A 15,333-nucleotide genomic window follows, 5' to 3' on the forward strand; every position below is an offset into this window, starting at 1 on the left:
AACAAAATTTAATAAGGCCATTCAAGATTAAATTCTATTTATAACTTTCCACCTGCTGCTTTATAATATTCCAAAGCTTTAGGAAGGTCTTTATTAATATCTGAAATTCTTGTTTCAGGATTTGGGTGGGTAGATAAGAATTCGGGCTGTCTTGCTCCTGTAGCTGCTGCTTCCATTCTGCTCCAGAACGGAATTGCTTCTCTTGGATCATATCCGGCCATGGACATTAAGTATAATCCCATTTTATCTGCCTCGGATTCCTGATTTCTTCCATATTTTAATAAAGCTACCTGAGAACCGATAGGATATACTTTTTCAAAAACACTTGCCCATTGTCCGTTAGAAATTGTTCCTCCCAATATCTGACCTCCATACTGAGCAACCATAGCCTGAGAAATTCTCTCATTTCCATGTCCTGCTAAAGCATGAGAAACCTCGTGTCCCATTACTACGGCAAGACCATTATCATTTTTGGTAACGGGTAAAATTCCGGTATAAACGGCTACTTTTCCACCAGGCATACACCAGGCATTCAGCTCGCTACTCTGCAAAAGATTAAACTCCCAACTGTAGTTTGCCAAATCTGCACTTCTTCCGATACTCTGGTAATATCTTTCTGCTGCTGATTTTATTCTGTTTCCTATGGTTACCACTTTTTTTGCGTCTGCTGTCCCCGTAATAACTTTACCTTTCGATAAGGTAGTTTTGTATTCTTGTGAAGACATGGTAAGTATTTCGGAATTATTTGCCAACTGTAAAGAAGACCTTCCCGTAATAGGGTTGGTAGTACATGCTGCAACTGACAGAGCTACTGCTCCTATTCCTAATATGTGTGTTATTTTCATAGTTTAGAGGGTTGTTAAATCATCATTTACAATTTCTATTCCAAAATTTTTTCGAAACAGAATTTTTGCATACATTTTGCTATTTAAATTTAATAATTATTTTATTATCATGAAAAAGTATATTTCAATTATATTCATCTTTGCTTTTCTGTTGCTCTTTGAGAATAGTTTTGCTCAAACAAAAGTAGATCCTCAAACCATTGCAGGAATTGTGGGTGCCGAAGATTTTTCATTTCGTGCAGAAAGGGCAACCCCGACCAATTATGATGTGATCAATGTAATGAATTCCCTTCCCAACAGTACCTCAACAAGGATACTTGACCTTGGAGGGAGTAATTATTCTATCGATCTGAGAAAAGATAAGCTTGATGTTTATTTGCCCTATTTCGGAAGAGTATTTAATCCTACTTATGGCAATACAGATAAAAACGGTTATAAATTCACGTCCAAAGACTTTGCTGTCAGTAAATCTCAGGGCAAAAAAGGAAAATGGATTGTTAAGATTAAAGTCAATGACCAAAGCACTGTCGATGAGATCATTATTGAGATCTTTAAGAACGGAAGAGCCTTTACGTCGATCAGAAGCAATGACAGACAGCCTATTTCTTATGACGGATTTATTTCTAACAATATCGAGGAAAAGGAAAAGCTTTAGTTTTCCGGATTAAGAAATTTTTCAACAAATAATTTTGCTTCAGTGCTTGGGTTTGAAACCATGGCTGAGGCATTTTTTTTATGCTCAAGGTAGGATTCTTCTAAGGCTTCGTTTCTCTTCATCATGGCTAAAATATATTCCTGAACCCAATATTCGTATCGTTTTTCAGCCTGTTGGGTTCTAACTTCTTCGAAACTATTGGTTTTCTTTTTTAGATTAATGAAATCTGTTATTTTTTCAAAAATTTCTTCCAATCCTTCATTATGCAACGCAGAACCTAGTAAAACCGGAACTTTCCAATCTTTTTCTTTTGGCGGAATAAAATCGAGGGCACGTTTTAATTCTAATCTTGTATTTTTTGCTTTTTGAAGATTGTCTTTTTCCACTTTATTAATGAAAATTACGTCTACCATTTCCATAATTCCGCGTTTGATGCCCTGAAGTTCATCTCCACCTCCGATTATTTTCAGAAAGAGAAACACATCGGTAATATCTGCCACCAGTACTTCTGACTGCCCAACGCCGACGGTTTCAATTAAAATATAATCATAACCCGCTGCTTCACAAATCATCATTGTTTCAAAAGTGGTATTCGCAACGCCGCCTAAAAAACCTGAGCTTGGAGAAGGCCGAATAAAGGCATTTTCTTCTTTTGCCAGTTCTTCCATTCTGGTTTTATCTCCTAAAATACTCCCTTTATTAATTGCCGAGCTGGGATCAATGGCTAAAACAGCTACTTTTTTGCCATTTGCAATCGCTAATCTTCCGAAACTTTCAATAAAAGTTGACTTTCCTGCTCCCGGAACTCCTGTGATTCCTACACGAACGGAATTTCCTGTAAAAGGCATAATTTGTTTTAATAATTCTTCTGCCTGAGTTCTGTGTTCTGCCTTTTTACTTTCGACTAATGTAATGGCTTTTGCAATCAGACGTTTGTTGCCTGACCGTATTCCGTCAATTAGTTCTTCTGTAGAAAATTTCATTGACTCAAAAATAAGGATTAAAGAGGGAATTGTCAAATGTGAATGATGAATTTCTTTGAGTCACTGGTCAATTATACACTGATCAAAATTAACTTGCGAAGCAAAATTCACAATTCACCATTCTGCGGTTCATATTTATACTTCTTCTAAATTAACCCCCTTTTAATCAATGAAGAACGGAATTTGCTACATTTGTTACCAATCAAAATAAGAAACATGAAAAAGATAATCGCTGTAGCATCATTCACTGCTGTTTTACTGGCATCTTGTACATCAAAATCAACTACACCAACAGCTCCGATAGGGCCTGCAACATCTACAGCCGAGCAAATAGCACAGGGAAAAACGATTTTCGAAAACTCTTGTGGAAAATGTCATAAATTACCAGATCCAACCGCTCACACTTCGGTACAATGGGTAGGAATTATGAACTCGATGGCTCCTAAAGCTAAACTGACAGATGAGCAACATCAGTGGGTTTATGATTATGTTGTTTCTGTGAAGAAATAAACCTTTTCAAAAAATATTGTTATGAAAAATTTGATTTTAGGTATGATTATCGTGTCTGCATTTATGACTTCATGCGGACCCAAAAGTATGGCTGTAACCGGTCCCAAATACACCTCATCTGAACAAATCGTTCAGGGAAAAACCATTTTTGAGAACTCTTGTAACAAGTGTCACAAACTTCCTGATCCGGCAAAGCATGATGATCAAGGTTGGATAAAGACTTTAGCGAGAATGGCTCCTAAAGCCAAATTAACGGATGATCAGCATCAAATGGTTTATGATTATCTGATTTCTGCGAATAAGAAATAAACTTTCTTTTGAGAGTTTTCATATTTTAATTCTACTTCTATTTTAGGAGTAGATTTTTTTATGTTTAATTATTTCATTAAAAACAAAAAGAGACCCGAAAGTCTCTTTTAAATAGCATATAAATTAAAAATTATCTTACAATAAGCTTTTCAACTTGAGTTTTATCTCCCTGTTTAATATGAACCATATAAACACCTTTTTGGAAACCTCTCGTAGAAATTGCTTTCTTAGATGCCGCTTCTCGGGAATCTGAAAGAACTAGTTTTCCGGACATATCGAACATTGTAATCTTCACCTCTTCTTTAGATTTATCAATATTTCCTACGAAAAATTCATCGTATGTTGGATTTGGAAATACAATAAATTTAGTATCAGCTAATTTTATATCCTGAGTTGCCAAAGCTGTATTACACTCTTGGGGAACTGTAAAATCTTCTACCTGATCATTTGCTACAGAGCTACTTCCCGCGGATGCATTTACACCGAGCCCCCTTTTAGCAAACGTATTCCAGATCATACATTTATCGGCTGCAGCGTTTCCTACCGCATCAGCCTGAAGAATTGCATTTCTTCCATCAATAAATGAAGGATTACAAGCCTGTAATTTAAGCCCATCCATTACAATTTGTAGAGCTTTCGCATTTCCTGAAGTTGAGCTTGCCATTACATCACTATTATACCCATACTTTTCAATATATTTCCATGTAAGATCCCATAGCATCGTTGCCCATATAAAACCAATGGAATGAGCTCCTGTGACGGTATTTGTTCTTGCATAGGTATAATTATTCACTCCAAAATCAGGAGAATATTTAGCCGGTCGTATTCCGTCTCCTGTAGTTGGTTCACTGCTGGCATATGTTCCGATAGCTCTTGCTAAAGCAGACGTATCTCCCGGTTTTGTGGTAAGCATTAAAGCAAAATAATCTGACCAGCCTTCCCCCATTTGTTCAGCACTTTGAAGACAGCTATACCCTTGCCCTGTTAATCTGTTTGAAATACCATGCCCATATTCATGGGCTACAATCCCATTATCAAGGCTTGAATGTCTAAAGCCATTATAATCAAAATTCAATGTAAAGTTTACAGTTCCTGTACCAATTTGACTTACAAGAAAGTCTCCTTCCGTTTTTCCCATCATAATTGATGGAATATTGATCCCCGTAACCGCAGCATCGGCTCCCATATTAATAGGTGTTGTATTTACTGCATCATAAATAATGCCTCCAACAGCTCCAGCATTCTGCATATTTTTTACCTTTAGTGCAAAGCTACAGGTTCCCCTTTTTGCAATCCCTATTTTACCTGTCAAGCTTCCTGCAGTAAGTGCTGTACACGCATCATCAGGAGAAGAAATTGCCAAATCGCCTGTAACTGTTGGTCCTCCGATTAATAATGGGCCAAATGACGCACTGCCAGTTGCTACTTTAGGTCTATTGACAATAGCAGACGGAGAATTATATTGATATCTGATAACCGGATCATCTGCGGGTTGATCTCTATCCCAAAGGTACATCTGCATTCTAGGTGCAGCAAAGTAGGAATTGCCATTAAATACATATTCATATCCTGAGGCGAAATTAGCGTTATTTAAACCGCTTCCATCAAAAGCTTCAGCTCTTACAGCGTCTCCCTGTATTCCTCCTTTTCCAAAATTGTTAGTTTGAAAATTTCTTGCCGTTTCTGTAAATCCAAATTTATAAAAGATGTCATGCATCTTATTATTCATGTAAAACAGATTGGTAATCGCAGCGTCTCTGTACGCCACAGGATTATCATATCTTCCATCAGCAAAAGGAAAGTTAAATGTTAAACTACTGCCTCCATCAGGAGAATAGCCTGGAGTATTCGTATTGTTCTGATCCGAATAGGCGTACACATTATTTCCTCTTGTATTGGTATAATTGTTTGTTCCGTCAGAATGCCAGCCTTCAGGAGATGCTACCAGATACCAAGGATCACTCACAACAGCCCGGGATCCAAATGTTGGCGCTTCTACCGGTAAAGGAAAAACGTTATAAGAGGCACTTGTAGGCGGCGGAGTAACGGTATTAGCAAAGTAATTATTTGTACTCTGCTCACTATCGAAAGGTGAATTTTCCACACTTTCTGAATGCGCTGTTTCTGAGTGATGACCATTCTCAAATTGGCAGTTAATTGTTGTATTATGTTTAGAAAGCACTTCTCCTGAGCTTGCATCCGCAATCACATGCCAGATATCTGAAGAATTTTTATCATAAACGAATAGCTCTTTAGCAATAATATATAAACCATTTTTATTAAAATAAAGATCCGGAAGGTAATCAACATTAGAAATTTCATCTACTCCTAAGTTCTGTTTCAGTGTGTTCTCAGGAACTTTATCAACGATCTTTCCTTGCTGAGCAATAATGATATTTTTACTGAATTCATTCTTCTCAGAAATAATTTTATCACCTTTAATAATAACTTTTCCGAAAGCATTATAAACTCTTAATCCATCATACGTCTGTTGTACATTTACAATATTTGCACCCAAACTTCTTGAGGCATCTTCATTTAAAATAATGACATCTACCTTACTAGAATTTCCGCCATTTTTTTGATTTAATTGACTACTTTTTTTATAGTAATCCTGAATAATCGTCTTCGAATTCTGTGCACTAAACGTACCAAAAGCAAAAAACACCGCCAATGAAATTGGCAACAAAAATAATTTTCTATTCATAACCCCTTTTTAATTAAATCTAATTTATAACTTTTTTTCAAACAATTTAAAAAATCATTAGAAAAATAACAATTAGGGTGATTTTATTTTTTTATTAAATTCAGAGTTATTTTTATTTTTGTTTTTTTTAATTAATTTTTTTTTGACAAACTTCTTACGATCCTTTACCATACTCAAACTCTCTTCCGTAAAGCAAAACTTTGCAGCCTCGTCGAGAAACTTCAGTGCATTCTTAAAACTTCCTCTTTTTTCGGAAAGCAAGGATCTGTAAAACCATAAAGTAGCTTTATCAATTCCTTTTATCTTTAAAGCATATTCAATCAGCTTGGTGGCCTCATGATAATCTTCATTATCCAAAAGACATTTGATATAATATTGCGGAGTATTAAGATTATTAACATCATACAGCATTGCTTCCTCAAAATACAGCTTTGCTTTTTCGTAATCGATAAGCATTTCGCTATAAATTCTGCCCATCAAACACAAGCTGTCTGCATCTTCCGGATCGTAAGACAGCGCATAATTCAAGGCTTCCAAACATTCTGGAAGGCTGTATGGATAGTGGTCCAAAGCCTCGAAATAGTATTTATTTTTAGTTAAGGTCATTTTTGTAGTTTTTTAACTCGTTTTTCAGTTGACTTCTCTGTTTTTTGAAAGATTTTTCCTGATGATTCTTTTTAAAATCTGTTCCGGCAAATGTTCTGATCGGGTTTCCTCTTTGCACCTGCAAATGATTATTCCATGTTTCCTGCATTCTTTTTTGAAGCTGAATAATATTCTGTTCCAACACTTTTTCTTTCAGTCTTGAAATTGACAATTTTTTATTCTCCAATTGTGAGCGCGAATCCTGAACGAAAACACTTTGCCCCGTCGGAATATGAGTTGCCCGAACCGCCGTGTTCACTTTATTTACATTTTGTCCGCCACTTCCCTGACTTCTCGTGGTCTGAAACTGAATATCTTTTTCATTAAATTGAATCTTGTCCAAACCTTCCAGTTCAAAAACTCCAATAAACCAGTTACTTCTTTTATGAAGTTTCCGGAATGTACTTTTTCCTGTCCAGCAAATACTTCCTAGCCAGGTTTTTAAAAAGTCATTTAAAATTTGGGCTTTTAAAAGGATGGTCACAGATTTCAAAGTAAGGTTTTCATCCCCATTTTCACGATGGATGATTTCATAGTCTATATTATTATTTTTTGCTTCCTCAAGGAAAGTTTTCAGCACTTTGGCAACGACCCATTGGCATTCCAAAGGTCCTCTTCCTGAGGTTATTTGTATGAGTTTTTCCATTTTTGTAAAATTTTTAAAATCGCCTCTCTATTTTTGGCTTCTTTAATAAATGTTGGTAATCTTTCTACCATTCGCATTCTGTACGGCAATCTTGTTCTCAAGTCTGATGAAACATAGTTTTCCATTTCCAACAGATGCTCCCGATTTCTTGCCCAGAATAATTTTCCTTTAAAATCTTCCTGAAAATAATATCGACAACCGAAAATTGGATCGTGAATCAAGCCCTCTTCTTTTATGAAACGATTGAAATATTTCTCTGATTTTGGCTGAATTTGAAAAGAAAACTCACACTCATCACATTTTACAGTAACATTCTTAGGCTTTTCTTTTAAATTACCTTGTTCGTAATGAATCGGGTGTGAACAAGCGGGACAATAAAGATTGACAAACGCTTTGTAAACCACTAAATCCAATCCGTTTTTTCGCAAATCACAATGATTACATTCCAGTGTTGCCGTTTTATAACTATGTTCATTTTTTACAAGTGCATCTTCTCCGCAATCCGGACAGACTACGAGAATACTTTCGTGGTAACCAAAATGTTCCTGTTTATATCTTTTTTTCATTTCAGTTTATTTTGGGCATTTCACTTAATTTCGGATGACCAACAGGATCAATTCCTTTTTCCAATAAATCTTTTGCCGCCATTACCGCCCAACATTTATCACTGGAATGGATATTTCTGTAAAACGAAAGCAAAACATCAGGTTTCACCACCGTAAATCCGTTGGTTTCGACAATTTCCAGATCATTTTTCTCAAAGAAATCGATCGTGATTCTGTGGAATTTTCCGTTTTCCATTTCTATTGTTTTCTCGTACCTGCGAAAATTTTCTTCGCTTGGAAGATGATCATATCTCGTCCAGACTTTCTGAAAACCTTCCTGCTGAAGAATCATAACCACCTCAGCAATATTCTCCTTTCGTACAAAAACATCAATATCCTTATGATCATGAGCGTGTTTATATTCCGTGTGTCCGATTTCAGACATAAAATGCCATGCCCAACCTCCTGAAATAATGACTTTTTCTTTTAATTTCTCTAAAATTTCCAGTCCGTGTTGAATTCTAAATTCCGGCCAGACTTCGCCGTATCTTTTTATGTTATGTGGTGCTCCCATTTTTTTGTTGTTAGTTGCTAGTTGTTGGTTGACGGTTGTTAGCAGGAGTGTTCCCTCCATTAACTAACAACCATTAACGATCAACCAAATTATTTATCCATTCTCACAATTCGAGGCTGGAAAGTTCCAAGAATATCCACCAGTTCACTTTGCGCATTCATCACTTCATTGATGTCTTTGTAAGCCATTGGAGCTTCTTCCGTATTTCCACCCATTAATGTGACATTTTTGAGTTTTAATTCTTTTTTAATGTCATTTTGAGTGAATAAACTTCTGCATTCACCTCTAGAATGCGCTCTTCCCGCTCCGTGCGAAGCCGAGTTCAACGAATCCGGATTTCCTTTCCCGCGAACGATAAAACCTTTTGCCGTCATTGAGCCGGGAATCATTCCTAATTCATTTTCATTCGCAGGAGTTGCTCCCTTTCTGTGAACAATGACTTCTCTTCCGTTGTGAATTTCCTTCCACGCGAAATTGTGATGATTTTCAATTCTTGCCTTCACTCTTCCTCCGACTGCTTTTACCAATCTTCTGTGAATATCATCGTGACAGGCTGAAGCATAATCTCCTGCTAAATTCATTGCCGTCCAATATTCCAAACCGAGATGTGTGCTTAAATCTAACCACGCAAATTGCTGTGCTTCTTTTGGCAACGGACATTGTTCTGCCGCCACTCTCGAATAATATTGAGCGATTTCCGCTCCCAATCCACGAGATCCACTGTGTGAAAGAATTCCTAGGTATTTTCCTTTTGGAAGTCCGATTTGTTCGTCTTCTTCTGTGATTTCTACTTCTCCGAATTCCACAAAGTGATTTCCGCCACCGGAACTTCCCATTTGTTTAATGGCTTTTCCTTTTAATCTTCTTAAAATCGGAATCATATCAAACGTATCTCTGTCGAAAATTTCGTGATCGATGTGAGATTTATGTGTTTCATACATTCCGAATTTAGTATGCTCAGCAAGAGCTTTTTCATATTTATCTCTTGCTCCGTCAAGATATGAAATAGGGGTATCCAAAATACTCAGGCTCATTCTACAACCGATATCCATGCCGACTCCATAAGGAATTACGGCATTTTCTACGGCAAGAACACCTCCAATCGGAAGTCCGTACCCGCTATGTGCATCGGGCATTAAAGCGCCCTGCGTTGAAATTGGAAGTTTCAAAGCGGTATACAGTTGGTTTTTTGCTTCATCCGAAATATTGTTTCCGAAAATATTAAAAGTTGCTCTGTTTGTATTAAGCATTCTTTTTTCTGTTTTCCTGGATGAAAGCAAAGCTTCTGCGATTTGTCCGAACGTTAAATCTTTTTCAAACTGTTCCGGATTTTGCAGAATTTCCTTTAAAAGAGATTTTACATGATGAATATTTTTCGTTGCAAAATTTCTTTTCATGACTTCCAAAGCGATGTTCACACTCTGATTGTTTGGATAGCCTATTTTTAATATATCTTTTCCTTTAAGTTTTAAATTTCCCATTGTTTTTGTTTTAAAATTGGAGGATATTTCCATCCTCTGAATTTTCTGCAATCTCTGTTGCAGACATTTTGTAGCGAACGCATTTTCTGCTGTTCAGCGGATCACGTGTGTATTTATTTTTCCATGGATTGGGTTTTCCATAAATCTTTTTATGAATAATTCCCGTGACTTTATGCCGACCTAAAAATGAATCGAGTTCATCAATTTCTCTTTCTAAATCGGAATTCAATGGTTTGCAATGAGTAATCATATTTGGTTTTACTCTCAATACAAATCTCCATGGTTCAATAAATTCGTAGTAAATATTATATCTCTTTCTGATCGGACAATAATCTTCTCTTTTTAAGAAATATTGCCTTTCCCGGGTTGTTAATCCTAACTTTGGATCGTTCCATTGATGCGTTGAAAGTCGAGCCAATTTCTGTTCTCTTTCAACATAAATTCTTCGTCCGAATTTTCTTTTCTTTTTTAAGAATTTTCGGGTTTCGGAATACATCTTTGTATTAATCTTATCTAAAATTCCTTGGAAGAAATCGCCATCTTTAGATCGTTTCACATCGTCTCTTACGACAAAGAATCTTACAAATCCTTTCTGATAAGGTTCCATCAAAGAAACTAACGGAATATTTCTTCTTATTTTCCAAAGTTCATCACTACGTTTATACTTTTTCCTGATCTGCTTTTCTACATCTTTTCTTATTATTCTTTTTCTGCTTCTCAGACTTCGTAATCTGAAAGACAAAAGGTTATCTTTTTCCATTTATTAATAGATTCTAGATACAAGACACAAGATTTCAGATTTTCTGAAACTGTATTTTTGCATTAAATCTTTAATCAACTATTATTTTAGTTGACTTTATTTAAACCTCATAGGTTTTAAAAACCTATGAGGTTTAGTTTATCCGTAGCCTTCTCCTAGCCCCGATTGCAGCGACATCCTTTTTTGTTGCGGCCGCAGCGAAGCGGAGGCCGTAATAAAAAAGATACAGCGGAAAGCGGGAATAGCTTCAAATAGAAATTATCTGCTATTTCGAAAAAAGCTCCAAAAATTTTATAAAAAAAGATTTCGGGGAAACTGATTTGAGTTTGAAATATTGCGCAATAAAAAACCCGAAAATCTTACGACTTCGGGTTTTGATATTTCAATATACTGTTATTCTATGAGTGTACCAAACCACGAAGCCTCGCCTTTGCAAAAGGCAATCCTACTGTTGAATGTAGATTAAATTTGAACATTGCTTCGTTGCTTTTTAATTGGTTAAACTTGATTTTCAGATGCAAAGATATAGTATTTTTTTAATCTGCAAAATAAATTTTTAAAATTCTTCACCTTTCATCATGCTGAGCATCAAGTTCAAAGCATTTTCCGAGTGAAGTAATACCGTATTTTTCAATGTATCTTCGGTGACTTTTGAGGTTCTTTGCTGCATTTGTTTTTTCGTAGTATGAAATGGCTCTGAGGTCAATTTTGAAAGGATGAGATTCAATCTGAGAATTCATATAATTAAAAATTTACTTCAAATTAATCAAGCTGATGAAAATAGCATCAATCACCTTCGTCATTCGCTGTAGATCGAGCGTTTCCAAAGTATCTGTCGGTTCGTGATAATTTTTATTTCTGAAAAATGATGTATCTGTGATCATTAAAGCCGGATAATTAAATTTCCAATAATTAAGATGGTCAGAAAAATCTACTCCTTTTACGAACTTCGGAGCGGGAAATGTTTCTGTTTTTATTTGCTTTGATTCTTTAAAATTAGCAACAAAATTTCTTACAAATTTTCCTGAACCACTGAATCTTTTAACCAAAGTGATAAAATCTCCTTTGTTACCATAAATCCAGGAAAGCGCACCCACCGGAAAGCTTTGTGAATTTTTTTCATCTTTAAAATAGCCGATCATTTCCACACTTGCCATTCCGTACACTTCAATATGATTGTCTTTGAGGTATTTTGCATGAATATAACTTCCCATATTTTCAGTTCTGAAAAACGGTGGTTCCTCTAATGTATATGCAACTAAATCTATTCTGTAATTGAGTTTTTGCCCTTTCAACATTCTGGCCAATTCTAAAAGAGCCGTCACTCCCGTCGCATTATCATCCGCTCCTTTTTGATCGCCGCAAACATCATAATGAGCTCCTACGATGATTCTTTTTGTATGTTCCGTTCCGAAAGAACAAATTACATTTTTATAGGTCTTTCCATCAACTTTATATTCCTGAAAGGTCGTTTCATCGGCATATTGAGTGAAGTTTTTAAAAATATAATCGGCAACAGAATTCAGCTGTTCTAAATTTTGATAATTCCGAAATTGTGGCGTTTCAACAAGCGCTTTTAAATGTTGATTTACCAAAATACTATCTGCCGAAGTGTTTATACTATTCAAATAAACTTTCTTTTTAAAAGTTCCGAAAAGAAAAAGTACGATAAAACAAAAGCCTACGAGAAGAAAAAATTTTCCTCTTGTAGGCTTAATTATATTTTTAAAATTCATTATTTATAATAAATGGGTTAATTGAATTTAATCTTTCGAACCCAAATCATCCATCGTATCTCCCATTCCTCTACTGTTTGGACTATAGGTTCTTTCCGAATCCAGGAAATAAATATTATGCTTTGCTTTCGCAATAATTCCGTCATATTCCTGCTCGGTCATTCCTTCAGGGATATCTTTCTGCTGATCCGCAGGTTTTCTGTAAACTTCAAGTGCTCCTTTCTCGTTAAGAACCGCTTTTGCAAATTTTGCCTGTTCCAAATCATCCGCATACACCACGATATTGTTTTTTCCGACACTATGCGTTCTATAAGCATCTAGCATTTCGGCGTCATGAGCGAAAACATAATCAAAGAAACCTTTTGTCTGCTCGTCTTCCTGATAATGATTGAGACCCGTTTCAACCTTTGATTTGGAAACAATAATATTTGCTTCGCTGAATCCTTTTTCTTTTAAATCTTTTTTAATTTCCTCTGTATCTACAGTCTGCGGAAATACTGAAACTACTGTATAAGCCATAATATTTTGTTTTGGTTATGGTTTACAGTACAAACGCTGTGCAATTTTTTCGTTGAAAACGTTAATTTAGTTTAAAAATTTCTCCAAAATATCAACTGCGCATTTCGGAAGATTCGTTCCCGGGCCGAAAATAAAATCTGCTCCGTTGGCATATAAAAATTCATAATCCTGTTGAGGAATTACGCCACCAACAACGATTGTAATATCGTCTGCACCTAACTTTTTCAACTCTTCAACCACTTGCGGAACCAATGTTTTGTGACCGGCCGCCAATGAAGAAACTCCCAAAATGTGAATATCGTTTTCCACCGCCTGTTTTGCCACCTCTTCCGGAGTCTGAAATAATGGCGCAACATCGACGTCGAATCCCATGTCTGCAAATGCAGTTGCTACTACTTTTGCACCTCGATCGTGACCATCCTGCCCCATTTTTGCTACCATTAATCTTGGTCGGCGACCTTCTTCTTCCTCAAATTTCTGAGTCAGATTTAATGCTTTTTCAAAATATTCGTTTTTCCCTGCATTCATGGCATAAACTCCTGAAATTGTTCTGATATTCGCTTTATATCTTCCGAAACTTTCTTCCATCGCATCGCTCATTTCGCCAAGTGTCACTCTTCTGCGGGCCGCTTCGATACATAATGCGAGAAGATTTCCTTTTCCTGTTTTTGCAGATTCTCTGATTTCATTTAAAATCTGTTCTACCGTTTCGGAATTTCTATTTAATTTAATAGATTCTAATCTTTCGATTTGTTTTCTACGAACTTCCGTATTATCAATATCTAATATTTCGATCTGATCTTGTTTTAAAGCAGATCTGAAAGAATTAACTCCGATGATAAATTCCTCGCCGCTATCAATTTTAGCCTGCTTTCTTGCCGCCGCTTCTTCAATTCTCATCTTTGGAATTCCGGCTTCGATGGCTTTTGTCATTCCGCCTTCCTGTTCAACCTCATCAATGTATTTCATGGCTTCCTCGATCATTTGCTGAGTCAGAGATTCCACCAGATTACTTCCACCCATAGGATCTACAACATCGCAAATTCCGCTTTCCTGCTGAAGAATAATCTGAGTATTTCTCGCAATTTTCGCTGAATAATCTGTCGGAAGGGCAATGGCTTCGTCCAAGGCATTGGTGTGAAGAGACTGAGTTCCGCCCAACGCTGAAGATAAGGCTTCAATGGCTGTTCTTGTAATATTGTTAAAAGGTTCCTGTTCAGTTAAAGACCATCCAGAAGTCTGGGAATGGGTTCTCAAGGCCAGGGATTTTGGATTTTGAGGATTAAATTGCTTTAATAATTCAGCCCAAATATATCTTGCGGCACGCATTTTTGCGATTTCCATGAAGTGATTCATTCCGATGGCCCAGAAGAAAGATAATCTTGGGGCGAAATCATCAACATTCATTCCTGCTTTTATCCCGGTTCTTACGTATTCCAAACCGTCTGCAAGCGTGTACGCCATTTCCAGCACCGGTGTTGCACCTGCTTCCTGCATGTGATATCCTGAAATAGAAATCGAGTTGAATTTCGGAATATTTCTAGACGTATATTCGAAAATATCAGCAATGATTTTCATGGAAGGTGCCGGTGGATAGATGTAAGTATTTCTCACCATGAATTCCTTTAAAATATCATTCTGAATGGTTCCTGAAAGCAAATCCTGAGCAACGCCCTGCTCTTCTGCAGCCACGATGTAGAAAGACAAAATCGGTAAAACTGCGCCATTCATCGTCATGGAAACGGAAATCTGATCTAACGGTATTTCATTAAACAAGATTTTCATATCCTCCACAGAATCGATGGCAACGCCCGCTTTTCCAACGTCTCCTACCACTCTTCCGTGATCTGAATCATACCCTCTGTGTGTCGCCAGATCGAAGGCTACTGAAAGTCCTTTTTGTCCTGCCGCCAGATTTCTTCGATAAAAAGCATTGGATTCTTCTGCTGTGGAAAAACCGGCATACTGACGAATTGTCCACGGTTTCTGAACATACATCGTCGTGTAGGGACCTCGTAAATAAGGGGCACTTCCGGGGGATGTTTCTGTTAAAGATTCATCTTTAACATCTTCTTTTTTATAGGAAGACTTCAACTGTAATCCATCTTTTTCAAAAGGATAGATTTCAGTTATTTTTTCAGTTATATTAAATTGAGGAGTTTTGTTCTGAACTTCTCTTCTCATACTTAAATATTTATTAGATGGCTAAATTTAAGCATTTTTAGAATAATAAATAAGTATTGATAATCTTATGATTACGTGAGTTTTAAATTGTAATCTCTGTATATTAAATTGTTTTTAAAATTTCTTTTGAAAATAATTAGTCATTCCTTAAAAACCAAGTAATATTTTGATTATCAGTTTTATGCACTTATATTTCGTAAAAAATCGTTGTAAAAAATTGCAATAAATTGTATT

At 36.2% G+C, this 15,333-nt stretch carries 16 protein-coding genes; 3 read left to right on the forward strand and 13 right to left on the reverse strand.

Features of this window, described 5'->3' with window-relative positions; genetic code table 11:
• Nucleotides 1–38: 38 nt before the first annotated feature.
• The gene (locus VUJ46_RS14165; protein ID WP_326981394.1) at nucleotides 39–845 is read right to left on the reverse strand and encodes a M48 family metallopeptidase; all 807 of its coding nucleotides are present in this window, start codon (nucleotides 843–845) and stop codon (nucleotides 39–41) included.
• A 109-nt stretch (nucleotides 846–954) separates the two neighbouring features.
• On the opposite strand from VUJ46_RS14165, the gene VUJ46_RS14170 reads away from it, so the two are divergent.
• Nucleotides 955–1,500 carry a DUF4251 domain-containing protein gene (locus VUJ46_RS14170; RefSeq protein ID WP_326981395.1) on the forward strand — a complete coding sequence of 182 codons (546 nt, stop codon included), beginning with the start codon at nucleotides 955–957 and terminating at the stop codon, nucleotides 1,498–1,500.
• On the opposite strand, the gene meaB is transcribed toward VUJ46_RS14170, so the two are convergent.
• Entirely contained in the window at nucleotides 1,497–2,483 is a 987-nt protein-coding gene (gene meaB, locus VUJ46_RS14175) for a methylmalonyl Co-A mutase-associated GTPase MeaB (RefSeq protein WP_326981396.1), read from the reverse strand. The two genes, VUJ46_RS14170 and meaB, sit on opposite strands and share 4 nt — an antisense overlap.
• 216 nt (nucleotides 2,484–2,699) lie before the next feature.
• On the opposite strand from meaB, the gene VUJ46_RS14180 reads away from it, so the two are divergent.
• Nucleotides 2,700–2,993, forward strand: a complete 294-nt coding sequence (locus tag VUJ46_RS14180; protein WP_326981397.1) for a c-type cytochrome — start codon at nucleotides 2,700–2,702, stop codon at nucleotides 2,991–2,993.
• A gap of 21 nt (nucleotides 2,994–3,014) precedes the next feature.
• Nucleotides 3,015–3,302, forward strand: coding sequence for a cytochrome C (locus VUJ46_RS14185; RefSeq protein ID WP_326981398.1), 288 nt, complete (start codon nucleotides 3,015–3,017; stop codon nucleotides 3,300–3,302).
• Nucleotides 3,303–3,432: 130 nt separating this feature from the next.
• Here the strand turns inward: VUJ46_RS14185 and VUJ46_RS14190 are convergent, their stop codons facing one another.
• From VUJ46_RS14190 to scpA, 11 genes are all read right to left on the reverse strand, one after another.
• Complete coding sequence (locus VUJ46_RS14190; protein ID WP_326981399.1) at nucleotides 3,433–6,009, reverse strand: T9SS-dependent M36 family metallopeptidase; 2,577 nt, start codon at nucleotides 6,007–6,009, stop codon at nucleotides 3,433–3,435.
• A 72-nt stretch (nucleotides 6,010–6,081) separates the two neighbouring features.
• A complete protein-coding gene (locus VUJ46_RS14195; RefSeq protein ID WP_326981400.1) occupies nucleotides 6,082–6,615 on the reverse strand; it encodes a tetratricopeptide repeat protein in 534 nt (177 codons plus the stop codon).
• Nucleotides 6,602–7,300 carry a peptide chain release factor H gene (prfH, locus tag VUJ46_RS14200; RefSeq protein WP_326981401.1) on the reverse strand — a complete coding sequence of 233 codons (699 nt, stop codon included), beginning with the start codon at nucleotides 7,298–7,300 and terminating at the stop codon, nucleotides 6,602–6,604. The genes VUJ46_RS14195 and prfH overlap by 14 nt, the downstream gene beginning before the upstream one ends.
• The gene (locus VUJ46_RS14205; protein ID WP_326981402.1) at nucleotides 7,279–7,866 is read right to left on the reverse strand and encodes a hypothetical protein; all 588 of its coding nucleotides are present in this window, start codon (nucleotides 7,864–7,866) and stop codon (nucleotides 7,279–7,281) included. The genes prfH and VUJ46_RS14205 overlap by 22 nt, the downstream gene beginning before the upstream one ends.
• Before the next feature lies 1 nt (nucleotide 7,867).
• Complete coding sequence (locus tag VUJ46_RS14210) at nucleotides 7,868–8,419, reverse strand: nucleotidyltransferase domain-containing protein (RefSeq protein ID WP_326981403.1); 552 nt, start codon at nucleotides 8,417–8,419, stop codon at nucleotides 7,868–7,870.
• An 89-nt stretch (nucleotides 8,420–8,508) separates the two neighbouring features.
• Nucleotides 8,509–9,900 (reverse strand): RtcB family protein, encoded by a 1,392-nt coding sequence (locus VUJ46_RS14215; RefSeq protein ID WP_326981404.1) that lies wholly within the window; start codon nucleotides 9,898–9,900, stop codon nucleotides 8,509–8,511.
• Between the two features lie 10 nt (nucleotides 9,901–9,910).
• A complete protein-coding gene (locus VUJ46_RS14220) occupies nucleotides 9,911–10,660 on the reverse strand; it encodes a hypothetical protein (RefSeq protein ID WP_326981405.1) in 750 nt (249 codons plus the stop codon).
• 566 nt (nucleotides 10,661–11,226) lie between these two features.
• A complete protein-coding gene (locus VUJ46_RS14225; RefSeq protein WP_326981406.1) occupies nucleotides 11,227–11,400 on the reverse strand; it encodes a hypothetical protein in 174 nt (57 codons plus the stop codon).
• Nucleotides 11,401–11,412: 12 nt separating this feature from the next.
• Nucleotides 11,413–12,288 (reverse strand): M28 family peptidase, encoded by an 876-nt coding sequence (locus VUJ46_RS14230; RefSeq protein ID WP_326981407.1) that lies wholly within the window; start codon nucleotides 12,286–12,288, stop codon nucleotides 11,413–11,415.
• 135 nt (nucleotides 12,289–12,423) lie between these two features.
• The gene (locus VUJ46_RS14235) at nucleotides 12,424–12,915 is read right to left on the reverse strand and encodes a hypothetical protein (protein WP_326981408.1); all 492 of its coding nucleotides are present in this window, start codon (nucleotides 12,913–12,915) and stop codon (nucleotides 12,424–12,426) included.
• A 66-nt stretch (nucleotides 12,916–12,981) separates the two neighbouring features.
• Nucleotides 12,982–15,099, reverse strand: coding sequence for a methylmalonyl-CoA mutase (gene scpA / locus VUJ46_RS14240; RefSeq protein ID WP_326981409.1), 2,118 nt, complete (start codon nucleotides 15,097–15,099; stop codon nucleotides 12,982–12,984).
• Nucleotides 15,100–15,333 lie beyond the last annotated feature (234 nt).

Origin of the sequence: Chryseobacterium sp. MYb264 (genome assembly GCF_035974275.1) — a bacterium.
Classification (GTDB): Bacteria; Bacteroidota; Bacteroidia; order Flavobacteriales; family Weeksellaceae; genus Chryseobacterium.